Source organism: Enterovirga rhinocerotis, assembly GCF_004363955.1.
GTDB lineage: Bacteria > Pseudomonadota > Alphaproteobacteria > Rhizobiales > Beijerinckiaceae > Enterovirga > Enterovirga rhinocerotis.
Genome location: NZ_SNZR01000013.1, coordinates 260,860 through 277,721 on the forward strand (window position 1 = coordinate 260,860; position 16,862 = coordinate 277,721).

At 70.8% G+C, this 16,862-nt stretch carries 11 protein-coding genes; 3 read left to right on the top strand and 8 right to left on the bottom strand.

All coding sequences use genetic code 11. The features are described from left to right. The first annotated feature begins 130 nt into the window (after positions 1 to 130). The 3 genes from EV668_RS12950 to EV668_RS12960 all read left to right on the top strand — a co-directional run bounded on the left by EV668_RS12950 (position 131) and on the right by EV668_RS12960 (position 7,343). Complete coding sequence (locus tag EV668_RS12950; protein WP_133770652.1) at positions 131 to 2,728, top strand: TIGR02302 family protein; 2,598 nt, start codon at positions 131 to 133, stop codon at positions 2,726 to 2,728. Positions 2,729 to 3,075: 347 nt separating this feature from the next. Next, positions 3,076 to 5,154 (top strand): peptidoglycan-binding protein, encoded by a 2,079-nt coding sequence (locus tag EV668_RS12955; protein WP_133770654.1) that lies wholly within the window; start codon positions 3,076 to 3,078, stop codon positions 5,152 to 5,154. Positions 5,155 to 5,705: 551 nt separating this feature from the next. Continuing rightward, positions 5,706 to 7,343: an ankyrin repeat domain-containing protein gene (locus EV668_RS12960; RefSeq protein WP_133770656.1), complete on the top strand. Its 1,638-nt coding sequence runs from the start codon at positions 5,706 to 5,708 to the stop codon at positions 7,341 to 7,343. Between the two features lie 199 nt (positions 7,344 to 7,542). On the opposite strand, the gene EV668_RS12965 is transcribed toward EV668_RS12960, so the two are convergent. The 8 genes from EV668_RS12965 to msrA form a co-directional block, all read right to left on the bottom strand. Then, positions 7,543 to 8,544, bottom strand: coding sequence for an ABC transporter ATP-binding protein (locus EV668_RS12965; RefSeq protein ID WP_133770659.1), 1,002 nt, complete (start codon positions 8,542 to 8,544; stop codon positions 7,543 to 7,545). Positions 8,545 to 8,764: 220 nt separating this feature from the next. Further along, positions 8,765 to 9,739, bottom strand: coding sequence for an ABC transporter ATP-binding protein (locus tag EV668_RS12970; RefSeq protein WP_133770661.1), 975 nt, complete (start codon positions 9,737 to 9,739; stop codon positions 8,765 to 8,767). A gap of 127 nt (positions 9,740 to 9,866) precedes the next feature. Next, a complete protein-coding gene (locus EV668_RS12975; protein WP_133770663.1) occupies positions 9,867 to 10,706 on the bottom strand; it encodes an ABC transporter permease in 840 nt (279 codons plus the stop codon). Beyond that, positions 10,706 to 11,716 (bottom strand): ABC transporter permease, encoded by a 1,011-nt coding sequence (locus EV668_RS12980; RefSeq protein ID WP_133770665.1) that lies wholly within the window; start codon positions 11,714 to 11,716, stop codon positions 10,706 to 10,708. The genes EV668_RS12975 and EV668_RS12980 overlap by 1 nt, the downstream gene beginning before the upstream one ends. A gap of 160 nt (positions 11,717 to 11,876) precedes the next feature. Then, positions 11,877 to 13,460 (bottom strand): ABC transporter substrate-binding protein, encoded by a 1,584-nt coding sequence (locus EV668_RS12985; RefSeq protein WP_133770667.1) that lies wholly within the window; start codon positions 13,458 to 13,460, stop codon positions 11,877 to 11,879. Between the two features lie 10 nt (positions 13,461 to 13,470). Further along, complete coding sequence (locus EV668_RS12990) at positions 13,471 to 14,190, bottom strand: aspartate/glutamate racemase family protein (RefSeq protein WP_133770669.1); 720 nt, start codon at positions 14,188 to 14,190, stop codon at positions 13,471 to 13,473. 7 nt (positions 14,191 to 14,197) lie between these two features. Continuing rightward, a complete protein-coding gene (locus EV668_RS12995) occupies positions 14,198 to 15,940 on the bottom strand; it encodes a M28 family peptidase (protein WP_166652449.1) in 1,743 nt (580 codons plus the stop codon). Positions 15,941 to 16,101: 161 nt separating this feature from the next. Then, positions 16,102 to 16,758 carry a peptide-methionine (S)-S-oxide reductase MsrA gene (gene msrA, locus EV668_RS13000; RefSeq protein ID WP_133770673.1) on the bottom strand — a complete coding sequence of 219 codons (657 nt, stop codon included), beginning with the start codon at positions 16,756 to 16,758 and terminating at the stop codon, positions 16,102 to 16,104. Positions 16,759 to 16,862: the final 104 nt, after the last annotated feature.

The following is a 16,862-nucleotide window of genomic DNA, read 5'->3' on the forward strand; positions in this document are numbered from 1 at the left end:
CAAGCGGGGCCGCCCACAGGCGGCACGGCGCGGACCCCGCGCCATTCGGCTGCACTGGCGGGTGGCGCGGGACGTGCTATCGTCGGAGGATGAGACGCAAACCGACCGCGCGTCGTGAGGCAGCCCTCTGATGGGGGGCGGCGCCGCGTCGGGCGGCAGCCCCTCGGACGGTGGCGGGCTTGACCCGATCGTCCGTCGTCGTCTCGATGGCCTGATCCGCCGGGCGAGCGCGGCCTTGGCCTGGGAGCGGCTGTGGCCGGCCCTGTGGTGGCCGCTCGGCGTTCTCCTCGCATTCCTCGCGGTCTCCTGGCTCGGCCTCTGGGGCGAATTGCCGGTGGTCGGCCGGCAGATCGGCCTCGGCCTCTTCGCTATCCTGTTCCTCGCCGCCTTCTGGCCGGCCGTCCGGCTGCGATCGCCGGGCCGGGCCGGCGCCCTCGACCGGATCGACCGCGATTCGGGGACGGGCCACCGCCCCGCCCGCGCGCTCGAGGATTCGCTCGCGCTCGGCGGGCAGGATCCCGGCTCGCGCGCGCTCTGGGAGCTTCATCGCCGGCGGGCGGAGGCCGATCTCTCGCGGCTGAGCGTCGCGGCGCCGAAGCCGGGCATGGCCCGGCGCGACCCCTTCGCCCTGCGCGCCGCGGCCATCACGGCCGCCGTCGCCGCCGCTTTCGTGGCCGGTCCCGAACTCGGCTCGCGCCTCGGTGCCGCCTTCGACTGGCGCGGGGCTCCCGAGCCCGGCTCCGCCTTCCGCATCGACGGCTGGATCGATCCGCCGCTCTACACGCTCCTGCCGCCGCTGATGATCGACTTCGCCTCGGGCCAGCAGCGGCTCCGTGCGCCGGTCGGCTCGACGATCGTCGTGCGCATGGCCGGACAGGGCGAGGCCTCCGTCGCGGCCGGTCCCGGGCTCTCCGAGCAGAAGGCCGGAGAGGCGCCGAAGGACGGCCTGAGGGAACGGCGCTACAAGCTCACCGGCTCGTCGGAACTCGGCATCAAGACGGGCCTCGCCGCGCGGACCGGCCTTCCCGGCGGCCTGTCGCTCGCCATCGAGGCCATCCCGGACCTCGCGCCCGAGATCGTCGCCACGGCCCCGCCCGAAGTGAATGCGCGCGGCACCTTCAACCTGACCTACAAGGCGAAGGACGATTACGGCATCGCCTCGGCCGAGGCCCGGATCGAGCGGGCGGAGAGTGCCGGCGGCCGGCGCTCGCTCGTCGCGGCGCCGGTGGTCGGCCTGCAGCTCCCGCCCGACCATCGATCGGGCGAGGAGACGAAGACCGTCGCCGACCTCACCGAGCATCCCTGGGCCGGCGCCCGCATCCGCATGACGCTCGTCGTGCGCGACGAGGCCGGGCAGGAGGGGACCAGCGCGCCGGTCGAGTTCACCCTGCCGCAGCGTCCCTTCACGAAGCCCCTCGCCAAGGCATTGGTCGAGCAGCGCCGCAACATCATCCTCGATCCGGACCATCGCCGGCAGGTCCAGACGGCGCTCGATTCGCTCCTGATCGCGCCGGAGCGGTTCACGCCCGAATGGGGCATCTTCCTCGGTCTGCGCTTCGCGGCCGACCGCTACCGCGCGGCGCGGACCGACGCGGACCTGACCGAGGTCGCCGAATGGCTCTGGGCCATGGCGCTTCAGATCGAGGAAGGCGACCTCTCCGAGGCCGAGCGCGAATTGCGGGCGGCGCAGGAGCGCCTGCGCGAGGCGATCGACAGGGGCGCCGACGAGAAGGAGATCGCCCGGCTCACCGACGATCTCCGGCGGGCGATGGACCGCTTCCTGCGCGAATTCGCCGAGCAGATGCGCCGCGACCAGCAGAACGCCGAGCGCCAGCCGCCGAACGGCCAGGAACGGGTCATCACGCAGAACGACCTCAACCGCATGATCCAGGAGATGCAGGAGGCGATGAAGCGCGGCGACGTCGCCGAGGCGCAGCGCCTGCTCGATCAGCTCCGCAACATGCTGGAGAATCTCAAGACCGCCCGGCCGAGCGGCCGCATGAGCGATCCCATGGCGCGCGAGATGAACCGGCAGATGGAGGAACTCGATTCCATCATCCGCGAACAGCAGCGATTGCGCGACGAGACCTTCCGGCAGGGCCAGGGCGAGCGGAGCCAGCCCGGGCAGAGGGGTCGGCAGCAGCAGGGCCAGCGCGGACAGCAGGGCCAAGGCCAGGAGCAGGGTGAGAGCGGGGAGGGCGGGCAACAGGGCCAGGGCAGCCTCGCCGACCGCCAGCGCGCCCTGCGCGACCGGCTGGCGGAGCTGCAGCGCCGGATGCGCGGCATGGGTATGCAGGGCGAACAGGGCTTCGGCGACGCCGAAGGCGCCATGCGCGATGCCGAAGGCCAGATCGGCCAGGGCCGCGACGGCCAGGCGGTCGACAGCCAGGGGAGGGCGCTCGAAGGCCTCCAGCGCGGCATGCAGGGCATGGCGCAGCAGATGCAGCGCATGATGGGCGAGAATAGCGGCGACGATCAGGGCGGCGAGCCGGGCGGCCCGGGCAACCCGCAGGGGCGTGCCTCGAACGATCCGAACCGGGACGATCCGCTCGGGCGTCCGACCCGCTCGCGCGACTATTCGGACGGCCGCGTCCGCATCCCCGGTGCCGACGAGACCGCCGTCGCCCGCGCCCGCCGCATCCTCGAGGAGTTGCGCCGCAAGCTCGGCGACCCGACGCGGCCGCAGGAAGAGCTCGACTATTTCGAGCGGCTGCTGCGGCGGAACTAGAACACGCTGCTGCGGTCGGCGCCGCCCTGAGAGGCGGGGAGCGCAGAATCCCCGCCGCGCCCTCCGTCCGACCGGGTCCGCTCCATCGATCGGCCTCTTGCCCCTGACTGGAGGGTCGACGGCGCAGCCGTCGGGCGGTGTGAAACCCGCGTCGCCGCGCGCATCCGCCTCGATGAGGCCTCGAGTTCCATCCTTCGCGCTTTGCGAAAGGCCACCGCCTCGGGGCCGCCCTATGATCCGTCAGGGGAGCGGCTCCCTGGCGCGACATCGCCATGGCCGGCCGCCGGACGCGGACCATCACGACGACGAGGGACGAGGCGCGATCGATCTGGCGGAGGGAGGCTTCCATGGCGGGTTTCGGCGTTTCCGATGCACCGGCGGACCTGTTTCCAGAGCCCGATCCGACGACGCCGCCCATCGCCTCCCTCGATGGCGCCGCAACGCTCGCGATCAAGGCTCAGCTCGGGGAATGGGCGAAGGTCGAGGTGGCCGGGCCGCCCGTCCTGACCGGCTGGATCCCGCGGGCGAGGATCGCCGAGCGCGACGCTCCTCCCCTCCAGCGCATCACGGTCTTTCCCGAGCCGCTGGCCGAGATCGGGGCGGCGGTCGAGGCGCGCGCGATCCGTCGCCTCCTCACGATCGAGAGCTGGGCCAAGATCGCGTTCGAGACCGCGCGCGGCGAGGCCCGGACGGGGTGGATCCGGCTGGCACCGCAGGTCGATCCGCCGAAGGCCGATCCGCCAGCGGCGGCCGAGGCCCCGCCTTCGCTCGTCCTCGGCATCAACGACATCTACCGGGAGGCCTTGCTCAAGGCGCAGGAGACGACCGGGATCGACGCGGCGGCGCTCGCATCCGTCATCGATGCCGAAGCGGCGCGGATCGGCGAGGGCGCTGATCGCGGCCGCTGGAACCCCCGGTCGCTGAATGCGGGCAGCGGCGCGGCGGGCCTGACCCAGTTCCTCGCCTCCACCTGGATCGACCAGGCCGGCCGGTCCGGCACGATCCTGAGGAGCCATTGTCAGCGCGAGGGCCTCGTCGATGCGCAGGGCATCGTCGTCGCCGGCCGCCGCGACGCGCTGCTGGAGCTGCGCTTCGATCCGACGCTCTCGATCGTCGCGGCAGCGGAATACGGCGCCGCCAATCTGCGCGTGCTCGTCGCGCGCGGCCTCGCCGCCCCGGACGAGCCGGACGACCGCAAGGCCTGGCTGATGTATCTCGCGCATCACGAGGGTCCCGGCGGCGCCGCGGGCTTTCTCGGCGGGAGCCGGCGCTACAGCCTCGACGACCTGCGCGGCCAGGTCGGCGCGACCAGGGCGCAGCAGCTCGCCGAACGCGCCGGCGGCGATGCGAACAAGGCCTATCGCGACTGGCTGACCGGCTACATCGACGGCAAGATCCGGCCCGCGCGCTTCCGCGAGGCGCCCCGGCCGCCCGCGAGCGGCGGGGGAGCACGGTCTGACGGCGGCGCGGCGGCTGAGATCAGTCCCGCGAAGAACCCCGAGGAGATCCGCAGCTACACCTTCCTCGAGGCGGGGATGCGCGACCTCCTGACGGCCTATGACGGCCCGGCGCTCTCCGTCGACACGATCGGCGACAATCCCCGCCTCGCCATCGCCGTCCAGACGGCGCTCTCGCTCCACGGCTATCTCGATCCGCCTGCGGACGGGGAGTTCGGGCAGGTCTCGCGCTGGGCGCTCGCGCGGTTCTGCAAGCGCATGCGGCTCGACCTCGCGGAGGGCGCGACGCGGCGGCTCACCCGGCACCTCGCCGATCCGGAGAACGCCCTCCCGCCCGTGGCGCGGACGGGCGAATGGATCGATTCCGTGATCGCCTGCATGCAGCGCCAGGGCTACTTCATCTGCCGGGATCCGGACGGCGTGAACATCGTCTATGTCGAGGGCATGGACGATCGCGGCATCCTCAACGCCGACCGCCCGAACGAATTCAACGACGTCCGGCTCGTCTTCTCGCTCGACGAGGCCGGCAGGCCCGAGGCGACGGCCTGGCTCGCGACCAGCGAGCCCGGCGACTTCTACACCGTCCAGCCGCTCAATCCGCAGGGCGCCGCGCGCATCGCCTTCAACCAGTACAAGTCCTGGTCGCTCGGCACCCACAAGGCCGGCTCGCCCGGGGCGCACGAGGCGCTGGTCCAGTCGAAGCCCGTGACGGTGCACCGCGATTTCAACGAGGACCACAAGCGCATCGGCGACCGCCTCGAGCGCGGCCTCTTCGGCGTCAACCAGCATTGGGGCTACGACCTGCCGAGGACCGATATCGGCAAGGCCAGCGCCGGCTGCCTCGTCGGGCGCACCAAGGACGGCCATCGCGCGTTCATGGCCGCGGTCAAGCGCGACGGACGCTTCAAGGCGAGCGCCGGCTACCGTTTCGTGACCACGATCCTGCCGGGCGACAAGCTCGGTCTTTGAGGCCGGGCGCGCGGATGCTCTCCTCCGTCAGCCGATCGGATTCACGCATCCGCGCGTGAAGGCTCGCACCTTTCCTCCCCCTTGGAGGTCGGCTGTTGCCGACCTCCAATCCTTGCTCTGCGGAAGTCGGCAACAGCCGACTTCCGTCGGGGAGGGCCGAGTCGAAGCGCGGCTTCGAACCGGGCTGGGGGTGCCTCGGCAGAAGGCACCGCCGTGCAAACCGGCACCACCCCCACCCGGCTCGGCCTGCGGCCGAGTCCGCCCTCCCCACAAGGGGGAGGGAAGGTGTAGGCGGCGCTCTCGCGGCGATAGGAGAACGCCATGGCCCCGCCGTCGGCGCAGGGACGACGCCTCCGGCATCGCTCGACCTTCGCCGCCACCGGCGGAGAGAGCTTGCCAAGCCGCCCATCGCGGCCGTAGCGTCGGGATGCGGTGCAGGCCGCGCCCGGGCCCGCGGGAAGGGTTGAACCCACCTGCCTCGATGATCTGATCATCCCGACCTTTGTGCAGCCGGATTGCGGGCCGTCGGCGTCGACGCACGGAGGTCCTTCATGACCCGGCTCCCAGAGCGGCCCGATCTCGACCATGTGAAGAAGCAGGCCAAGGACCTGCTCGCCGCCTGTCGGCGCGGCGATCCGCGCGCATTCGCCCGCTTCCGCGACGCGCTCCCGGCCGCCGCCGGACGATCCGACGAGGCGATCGGGGTGCTGGGCTTGCGCCTTCACGACGCCCAGTCCTGCATCGCCCGCGAATACGGCTTTCCCTCCTGGGCGGAGCTGCGCGGCTTCGTCGAGGCGCGCCGCGCCCTCGCCGATGACCGGCCCGGCTCCGTGCTCGCGTGGCTGCGCCTCGTCTATGCGGGCGACGTCGCCGGCGGCATGAACCGGGCGCGGCCGGAGGCGGCATCCCGCATGCTGGAGGAGCGGCCGGGCCTCGTCTCGGGCGATCCCGCGCTCGCCTGCGCGGTCGGGGATCTCGGGGCGATCCGGGCCGCGATGGCGGCAGATCCCGGCTGGCTCGGCCGGCCCGGCGGTCCGCTCGCGCTGCCGCCGCTGATCGCCGTGACCCATTCGGGCCTCGTCCGGCTGCCGGCCTTCCGCGAGCGGCTCCTGGCGGCGGCAAAGCTCCTGCTCGATGCCGGCGCCGATCCGAACCGCACGATCGGCAGCCGCTCCCCGCCCGGATCGGTCGAGGAGCCGTCGAGGGAGACCCCGCTCTCCGCCCTCTACGGGGCCGCGGGGCAGAACCGCGATCCGGCGATGACGGCACTCCTGCTGGAGGCGGGCGCCGATCCGAATGACGGCGAATCCCTCTACCATTCGCTCGAGAATCCCGCCTGCACGCGACTTCTGCTGGAGGCCGGGGCCCGCGTGACGGGAACGAACGCGCTCTATCGCGTCCTCGATCTCGACGATGTCGAGACCCTGCGCCTTCTCCTCGCCCATGGCGGCGATCCGAACGAGGGTGCGGGAGGCGGCCCGACGAACTCCCTGGGCCGGCCCCTGTTCTGGGCCATCCGGCGGCGGCGCTCTCCCGCCCATATCGAGGCGCTCCTCGCGGCGGGAGCCGATCCGTCCGTCCGCATGCCTGACGGCACTGGCGCCGAGGCGCTGGCGCTCCGTTTCGGCCTGATGGAGGTCGCGGCGCTGCTGGCGCAGCGCACAGGCGGCGAGGCCCTGTCCGAGGAGGATCGCTTCGTCGCGGCCTGCGCGGCCGGGGACGCGGAGACGGCCCGCTCGATCCGGGCGCGACGCCCCGACCTCCCGTCGGCTCTGCCGGAGGCGCGGCTGCGGCTCCTGCCGGACCTCGCAGGCGCGGGGGCCGGGGACGCGGTGCGGGTCATGGTGGAGCTCGGCTGGCCGATCGCGATCGCGGGCGGCGACTGGGGCGCCTCGGCGCTGAACCATGCCGTGTTCCGGGGCGACGCGGATCTCGTCCGCTTCCTGCTCGCCCACGGCGCGAGCTGGGAGGAGCGGCACGGCTTCGGGGACAATGCCTGCGGCACGCTCGCCTGGGCCTCGCTGAACGAGCCGGAGGGCGGCGGCGACTGGGTCGGCTGTGCCGAGGCGCTCCTCGCGTCGGGAATGCCGGCCGGACGCCCGGACACGGCCGGGACGGACGGCATCGTCGTCGCGGGGCAGGTGCGCCGGTTCTCGGACGAGGTCGGCGACGTGCTGCTCGGCCGCTGACGGTCGGCACCTCTGTCCCTTGTCATGCCTTGAGGCATTCACACTTCGCAGCCGCCACAGGAGGCCCTCACCCTCCCCTGGAGGGGGAGGGTCGGACCGAAGGTCCGGGGTGGGGTGACGAGCGGTCTCCGCCTCGATCCGCCCTTCTCGCATGATGGGAAGGAATGCGAATCCCGTGGCGGCCGACAGCCGGTGCGCGCTACGCCGCCGCGGCGGTCGGGGGCGCTCCGGCCGCGATCTCGCGCCAGCGCCGGCAGGCGACCTCGTGGCCCGGGGCGACCGCCTGCAGCACCTGCTCCTCGGTGCGGCAGGCCGGCTCGGCATAGGGGCAGCGGCCGGCGAAGAGGCAGCCGGCCGGCAGGCGCGCGGCGGAGGGCGGCTCGCCGCGGATCGCGATGGTGCGGCTCTCCCCCGGCTCGAGCCGCGGCGCGGCCGCGAGCAGGGCCTGCGCATAGGGGTGAAGGGCGCGCTCGAACAGGCTCGCCGCCGGCGCGAGCTCGACGATGCGGCCGAGATACATCACCGCGACCCGGTCGCAGAGGCGGCGGACGACGGACAGGTCGTGCGAGATGAAGAGATAGGTGAGGTCGCGCCGCGCCCTGATCTCGAGGAGGAGGTTCAGCACCGTCGCCTGGACCGACATGTCGAGGCCGGAGGTCGGCTCGTCGAGGATGACGATGTCCGGGTCGAGCATCAGGATGCGCGCGAGGCCGATGCGCCGGAGCTGGCCGCCGGAGAATTCGTGCGGATAGCGCCGCTGCGCCGTCGGATCGAGGCCGACGGCGGCGAGGGCCTGCTCGATGATCTCGCGCCGCCGGCTGCGCTCGCCGTGGCCCGTGATCACGAGGCCTTCTTCCAGCGAATGGCCGATGCTCCACCACGGGTCGAGCGCGGCGCCCGGGTCCTGGTGGACATATTGGATCGCCCGGCGGAGCTTGCGCGCGTCGCGAGGCCTCGCCCCGCTCACGGTCTTGCCGCGCAGGCGGATGGAGCCGCGGGTCTCGCGCTGGAGGCCGAGGACGGTGCGGCCGAGCGTGGTCTTGCCGCAGCCGGATTCGCCGACGAGGCCGAGGATTTCGCCGGCCGCGACCGTCAGCGTCACGCCGCCCACCGCCTTGACCGGCGGGATGTCGGGCTGGAACCAGCGCTTGCGGCCACCGAGATGGACGTGGATGTCGTCGAGTTCGAGGAGCGGGGTCATGGGATCATCGCCACCGGAAGCGGAGGTCGGCTCACCCTCCCCTGGAGGGGGAGGGTCGGACCGAAGGTCCGGGGTGGGGTGATGCGCGGGTTCAGCTGCGGCGACGCCCTAGATGAGGAAAGGCGGGTTTCACCCCACCCCGCCGGCTTCGCCGGCGACCCTCCCCCTCCAGGGGAGGGTCGGAGCATCGCCGCCAGGTCGTCGAAGACCCGACGTCGTCTCACGCGCCGCTCCCCTCGTGCAGGATGCAGTCGACGGCGTGGCCTTGGCCCGCCGCGACGTAATGGGGCGGGCGTTCGGGGCAGGCGGGCCTTGCGCTCGTGCAGCGCGGCGCGAAGCGGCAGCCCGGCGGCGCCTTGAGCGGGGAGGGCACGAGGCCGGGAATGCCGGTGAAATGCTCGCTGCGATCCGGGTGGCAGGCGAGAAGCGCGCGCGTGTAGGGATGGGCCGGCTCGCGCAGCACCTGCACGGTCGGGCCGGTCTCGACGGATTGCCCGGCATAGATGACGCAGAGATCGTCGCAGAGCTCGGCCACGACGCCGAGATCGTGGGTCACGAAGAGCATCGAGAGGCCGAATTCCTCGACCAGCTCCCGCAGGAGGACGAGGATCTGGCCCTGCGTCGTGACGTCGAGCGCGGTCGTCGGTTCGTCCGCGACGATCAGGGTCGGCGCGCAGGCGAGCGCGCCGGCGATGACGAGCCGCTGGCGCTGGCCGCCCGAGAACTGGTGCGGATAGCGGTCGAGCGCCGCTTCGGGATCCGGAAGCTGCACCCGCCGCAGCAGCGCGATCAGGTGCTCGCGGTGGTTCCGCACCGATTTCGGCGCATGCCAGCGCATGATTTCGAGCAACTGCGCCCCGACCGTGAAGACGGGGTTCAGCGCGAGGTAGGGATCCTGCGGGATGAAGCCGATCCGGCTGCCGCGGATCTCGCGGTTCAGGCGCTTGTCGCCCATGGCGAGGAGGTTCTCGCCCTCGAAGCGGATCTCGCCGCGCTCGATCCTGGCGCCGCTGGAGAGGATGCCGAGCACCGACTTGATCAGGGTGGACTTGCCGCAGCCCGATTCCCCGACGATGCCGAGGATGCGCCCGCGTTCGAGCCGGAACGAGATGTGGTCGAGGATCTTCGCGATGCCTTCGTCGCCCCGGATGGAGACGCGGAGATCGGCGACGTCGAGGACGGGGGGCGCGGTCATGGCGCTCCTCCCGCCGTCCTCATGCTGAGGTGCTCGCCGCAGGCGAGCCTCGAAGCATGCGCGACATCGGGTCCTTCGAGGCCCCGCTTCGCGGGGCACCTCAGGATGAGGATGTCAGTGTGACCCCTCATCGCGAGCGCCTCAGGCGCGGGTCCATGATGTCGCGCAAGCCATCGCCCAGAAGGTTGAAGCCGAGCACCGTGACGAGGATCGCGAGGCCCGGGAAGGTCGCGTACCACCAGGCGCCGGGCAGGAAGGTGCGGCTCTGCGAGATGGCGAGGCCCCAATCGGGATCCGGCGGCGTCGCGCCCATGCCGAGGAAGCCGAGCGTCGCCGCGACGAGGATCGTGAAGCCGAGCCCGATCGTGGCGCGCACGATGATCGGCGAGGCGGCATTCGGCAGGATGTGCAGGAAGACGATGCGCGTCGGGCTGGCGCCGAGCCCCTCCAAGGCGTCGACGAAGAGCGAGGCGCGCAGCCGGCGCGTCTCGGCATAGACGATGCGCGTGAAGAAGGGCCAGTAGGTCGCGACCAGCGCGATCATGGCGCTTTCGAGCGAGGGCCCCATCAGCTGCGCGAGCGCGAGGGCGAGAATGAGCTGCGGGAGCGCCAGGAAGACGTCGGTCACGCGCATGATCGCTTCCGACAGCCAGCCGCGCGAATAGCCGGCGGCGAGGCCGAGCGGCACGCCAATCGCCATCGAGGCGCCGACGACGAGGAGCGAGACCTTCAGCGCGCCGCGCGCGCCGAGGATGACGCGCGAGAGGATGTCGCGTCCGAGGTTGTCGGTGCCGAAGGGGAAGGCCCAGCTCGGCGGCCGCAGGCGCCGCGTCAGGTGCGACATGGTCGCGTCCTGCGGATAGGGCGCGAGCCAGGGGCCGAAGACGGCGATGAAGACCACGGCGACGACGATCGCGAAGCCGATCACCGCCGACTTGTCCTGCGCGAACTTCTTCAGGATCAGCATCAGGCCTGGTCCCGGAGGCGCGGATCGATGAGGCCGTGCACGATGTCGGTGAGGATGTTGACGGCGGCATAGATGACGCCGACGAGCAGGGTCACGGCGAGCATCACCTTGAAATCGGCCGTGAGGATCGCGTTCACGGTGTAGGAGCCGAGGCCCGGCCAGTCGAAGATGGATTCGACGACGACGGCGCCCGCGATGAGCGAGCCGAACAGCAGCCCGATCTGGGTGACGCTCGCGACGACGGAGTTCCGCAGCACATAGACCCAGACGAGCCGCCGATGCGGGTAGCCGACCGCGCGCTCGTAGGTGACGAAGTCCTTCTGCATCGTGTCGAGCACGCCGGCACGGGTGAAGCGCGTGATGGTCGCGATGCCGCCGAGCGAGAGGGTCAGGGCCGGCAGGACGAGGTGGCGGAAGGCGTCCCAGAAGACGTCGAGGCGGCCCTTGAGGAGGGCGTCGAGCATCAGGAAGCCGGTCGGGCCGCCGGCGAAGGAGATGCCGACCGAGCTTCGCCCTCGCAGGGGAAGCCAGTCGAGCTTCATCGCGAACAGCAGCTGGAACATGATCGCGATCCAGAAGGTCGCGAGCGCGACGCCGCCGATCGAGACGATGCGCAGCACGAAATCCGGCCAGCGATTGTGGTTCAGCGCCGCGACCACGCCGAGGGGGATGCCGAGCGCCGTCGCGAGAAACAGGGCGGCGAAGGTCAGTTCGAGCGTCGCCGGCAGGCGCTGGACGATGTCGATTGCGACCGGCCGCGAGGAATAGACGCTGTCGCCGAAATCGAAGCGGGCGACGTCGGAGAGGTATTTCAGGAACTGGACCGGCAGCGGCTGGTCGAGGCCGTATTGCGCGCGGATCTGCGCCACCTGCTCGGGCGTCGCGTTATCGCCTGCGAGCGCGGCCGCGGGATCGGCCGGCACGAGGCGGATCATCACGAAGGTGATGATCAGGAGGCCGAGCAGAGAAGGAACCGCCAGCAGGGTGCGGCGGGCGATGAAGCGGAGCATCAGGGTGCGGTCCCCGCTTCTCCCCTTGCGGGAGAAGTCGAGTTGCGCGCGAGCGCAACCGGATGAGGGGCGAGCGCGCGGCCCCCCTCATCCGACCCTTGCTGACGCAAGGGCCACCTTCTCCCGCGAGGGGAGAAGGAACCTGTGAGACGCACGAACCTCACGACGTCATCTGCACCCAGCGCATCTCCGTGCCGCTGCCGACGGGGCAGAAGCGCATGGTGGAGAGGCGGTTCGAGACGCCCTTCAACTCGACCGTGTTGTAGATGAAGATGTCCGGCGACTGCTCGACGATCAGGCGTGTCGCCTGCTCGTAGAGCGGTGCCCGCTCCTCCTGCTTGACGAGGCCGCGCGCCTTGCGGAGCAGCTCGTCGACCTCGGCGTTCTTGAACCAGGACGAGGCCTTCCAGGTGCCGTGGAACTGGCTGTCGTACATCTGGCCGACCCAGTTCTCGGGATCGGCGAAATAGGTCGAGACCCAGTGCACCCACATGTCCGGCGAGGTCTCGGGCTTCGCCGTGTTGGTGGTCATGTTGGCCCAGGTGTCGTTGACGATCCTGAGGTTCACGCCGATCTGCGCGAGGTCGCTCTGGAAGAGCTGGGCGGCCTGGTTGGTCTGTTCCAGCGTGTTCTGGATGTGGATCTGGATCGGCCGGCGCATGGGCGCGCCTTCGGCCATCGCCTTCTTGAAGTAGTCGCGCGCCTTGTCGAGGTCGTACTCGTAGCCCTTGACGTCCTTCGGGAAGCCCCAGAGCGTCGTCGGCATCGGCGTCGGGTCGCGCTCGGCGTAACCCTTCAGGATGTCTTCGATGAAGCCCTTGTAGTTGAACGCGTGGGCGAAGCATTTGCGCGCGTTGATGTTGTCGAACGGCGCCTTCGAATTGTTCATACGGATGATGAAGGTGCGAGCCGAGACGTTCTTCTCGACGCGGGCGACCTTGCTCGCCGAGATCTGCTCGACCTGATCGGTCGGCAGATAGCTGTCCGTCATGTCGATCGAGCCGTTGAGGAGGCCGAGCACGCCGGTCGAGGTCTCCTTGACCGTCCGCGAGGCGATCTTCTGGACCGGCTTCGGGTTGTCCTTCCAGCCGTACCAGTGACCGTCCCAGCGGTTCATCTCGTACTTTTCGTTCGGCGCGTAGCTCGCGGCATCGAGCTTGTAGGCGCCCGATCCCGCCTCGTTGGAGGCGAGCCAGGACGCGCCCCAATCGTCGTTCTTCTCGTTGGCCTTGAGGACCCGCGGATTGACGATGGCGACGATCGGGATCGCGGCCAGGAACGGGCCGTAGGGCCGCGAGAGCGTGAAGCGAACCGTCGACGGATCGGGCGCGGTGATCTGCTCGGCCGTGAGGATCGGCCGGAACGCCGCGGCGGGCGCGCGGGCGATCTTCAGGACGCGCTGGAAGCTCCAGACGACGTCGGCGGCGGTGAGGTCGCTGCCGTCGTGGAATTTCACGCCGGGCCGGATCTTGAAGTCCCAGATGAGCCCGTCCTCGGACGAGGTATGGCTCTCGGCGATCCAGGGCGTCAGCTTCGGCGGATTGTCGAGGTAGCGGTACAGCGTGTCGTAGGCGTTCAGCGAATAGCCCATCATGGGCACGTCGAAGACCTGATGCGGGTCGAGGTTCAGCGGCTGGTTGTCCGAGCGCACCATGACGCCCGGCGTTGCCGCCTTGGCGCCGGCGGTGGCAGCGATGAGCGCCGCGATCGACAGCACACCGGCTTCGCGTCGGGTCAGGGTCATGGGGCGGCTCCTATTGGGCGGCGACAGGCAGGACGGCAGGGACGCGATGTCCGGTGCCGAGCGCGACCACCATCTCGGCGGTCTTGAGCGCGGCGAGCACCGGGTTGACGACGGGACAGCCGATCGCGGCTTGCAAGCGCTGGGCCACGCCGGGCAGGAAGGCCATCGACATGCAGCCGAGGACGAGGACCTCCGCCCCGTCCTCCTCGCGGCAGGCGCGGCCGGCCTCGACGATGCGCTCGAAGGCGCCGGGCTTCTGCGAGGCGAGGTCCATCACGCTCGCGCCGACCCCGCGCACGGAGGCGAAGAGATCGGCTAGGCCGAGCCCGCGCAGCCGCGCGGCGACCTTGCCGGGCGCGCGGCCCGAGGGCGAGAGGATGGAGATCGCGCTGCCCAGTTGCGCGGCAAGATGCAGGGAGGCCGCGCCCGGCCCGATCACCGGGATGGCGGTCCGCTCGCGCAGGGCATCGAGCCCCGGATCGCTGAAGCAGCCGATGATGGCGGCATCGTAGCCTTCTGCCTCCCAACGCGGCACGAGCGCGAGCATTTCAGGCACCACGACGGCCGCGTCGGCGGCGCCTTCGATCGCGGGCGGGCCCTCGCCGACCGGCTGGCAGAGGACCTCCGTGCCGCCCGCGGCGGCGGCCTGCAGCACGCCCCGGCGCCGCGCGATCTCACCGGTCCCGAGGGTCCGGTCCATGGGCGAGGTGAGTTGGTAGAGGATGCGCATCAGGCCCTCACGACAGTCCGCGCAGGGTCGTCTCGATCTCGCGGCGGCAATCGTCGAGGGCGTCGGCGATGCGGTTGCGCTCGCGCACGAGCTTCGTCTCGAGCATCCAGCGGGCCTCGCCGTCCGGCAGCTTGCCGAGGCCGGGCACCTCGAACAGCGAGGGGATCATGGAGCCCTGCGGCGTGAAGCCGTAGACGTCCTGGCCGTAGGTGCCCTTCGAGGTCGAGGCGAGCGGGATGAGGCTGCGCGACAGGCGCTTCATGCAGGCGTTCAGCGCCTCGGCGGCCGTCTCGTCCGAATAGCCGTCGGCGTAGCGCTTGCGCCAGGCGGCGGTCTCGGCGTCGAGTCGGGAGGCCGCGGCCTTGAACGCCTGTCCGAGCGACGTGGCGGAGGAGAGGCCGATCGGCTCGCCCGCGCCGCCGAACCCGCTCATGCGTTCGATGAAGGCATCCGCCACCGGCTCGAAGGAATAGGGCAGGACGACCGCCGTGCAGAGTTCCCACAGCCAGGCCGCGTAGACCTTGATGTGGTCCTGCATGTACCCCCAATCCATCTTGTCGATCGTGTTCTCGACGGAGTGGTGCCACCAGCCGAGGGTGGCGAGGGCCGAGGCGTCGAGCTCGGCCTTGGTGTAGTAGCCCTGGCCCGTCAGCATGGGGATGCCGAGGCCGAAGAACGAGGAATCGCCCGTCTTGGTCGAACGCCGCCAGGACAGGTCGCGGCCAGGCAGCAGGTCGCGCTCGATCGCCTGGTGGAAGGCCCGCATCTCGATCGCGGAGGCGGTGCTCCAGGCGGAGGTGCCGAGGCAGGAGGGCTGGTCGATCTGCAGGTAGCCGACCGCATGCTGGCGCAGCTTGTCCCAGTTGCGGTCCGCGTACCAGGAGGAGCCGACCATGGTGCCGGTCTCGTGGCCGGTCCAGAACCCGGCGACGACGCCGCGCCGGAGTTCGCTGCGGTGCTCGCCGAAGACGCGCATCAGCTCGAGCATGCAGGCATTGCCCGCCGCGTTGTCCGTCGCCTGCGGGCCCGGCCAGGAATCCTGGTGGCCGCCGATGAGGACGAAATCGTCGCTCCGGTCGCTCTTGATCTCGCCGATCGTGATCTGCACCGGGCGCCAGCCGTTCTCGACATTGGCGCGGAACCAGACCCGCACGGGGCCGGCCTGCAGCATCTCGCGGAGCTGGAGCCCGGCCGTGCGGGCGATGCCGATGCAGGGGAGCGTCGGCATCTCCGTCCGGGCGGTCTCCGGGGTCGGGTTGCCCCAGGCCGGTTTCACCGAGCCGAACGGGACCGCCGTATTCTCGGGATGGCCCCAGTTCATCATGATGCAGCCGGTCGAGCCGAGGATGCCGGCGATGCGCTGCTTCTCATGACGGGCCGGGTGGTAGGACAGCTCCGACAGCGTGATCCGGCCGGTGGCGTCGCGGCCCTCGTATTCCTCGAAGGCGCCCGTGCGGACGTCCATCAACTCGCCCGAGATGCCGTCGGCCGAGGTCGGCACGGAATGGCCGAGCGTATTGGCCTCGAACGCGATCTCGCGCGGGGCGAGGACGCGCAGCTCGCCCTTTTCCGGGAAGCTGACGAGGCCGGGCAACTCGTCGATCCGGGCATCTGCCCCGATCTCCTTCAGCGCATCGCGGCTGTATTCCGCCATGCGGCGGCCGTTCTCGGACCCGGCCAGCCGCGAGGGTATTTCCGTCGTGATCCGCTCGACATGAGCACGAACCCGATCCGCGCTGACAGCGCGCAAAATAGCGTCTTTGGACATGGACGAAGAACAAACTTCTCGTCGTCCGGTGTCAAGGAAGCAACCCTCTCACGGAGGCATTTTTTGCCCGTATTGTGTTCTGTATACACATCCGGGGGCGTCGGCGCGTCGTTGCGTCCCCGGCTGTGCGATAGCCGGCGGCGTCAGGCCGCGAGGCCGACTCCGACCGGGCACGACACGCCCGTCCCGCCGAGCCCGCAATAGCCGCCCGGATTCTTGGCGAGATATTGCTGGTGGTAGGCCTCGGCGAAATAGAAGGGACCGGCCGGCACGATCTCGGTCGTGACGGCGCCGTAGCCGGCCTTGCCGAGTTCGCGCGCGAAGGCGTCGCGGGAGGCGAGGGCCGGTGCGCGCTGGGCCTCGTCCGTCACGTAGATCCCCGAGCGGTACTGCGTGCCGACATCGTTGCCCTGGCGCATGCCCTGGGTCGGATCATGCCCCTCCCAGAAGGCTTTCAGCAGGCGCTCGTAGGGCACGATCTTCGGATCGAAGACGACGAGGACGACTTCGTTATGGCCGGTGAGGCCCGAGCACACCTCCTCGTAGGTCGGGTTCGGCGTCTCGCCGGCGGCATAGCCCACCGCGGTCACGTAGACGCCCGGAATCTGCCAGAAGATGCGCTCGACGCCCCAGAAGCAGCCCATGCCGAAGACGGCCGTCTCGAGGCCGTCCGGATAGGGCTCCGCCAGGTTGTGACCGTTCACGAAATGGGTCGTCGCGGTCGGGATGGGGGTCGGCCGGCCGGGCAGGGCCTCGCCCGGCTTCGGCATCTCGGCCTTCTTGCGGAAGAGGGAGAACATGGGCGGCTCCGCGTGTTCGGCGATGCAGGGATCGCCGAAATATGGGGAGGGGCGGCGCGTCTGTCACGAGGTCAGGCGCCGCCTATCGCCCGCACCGGCGAAAG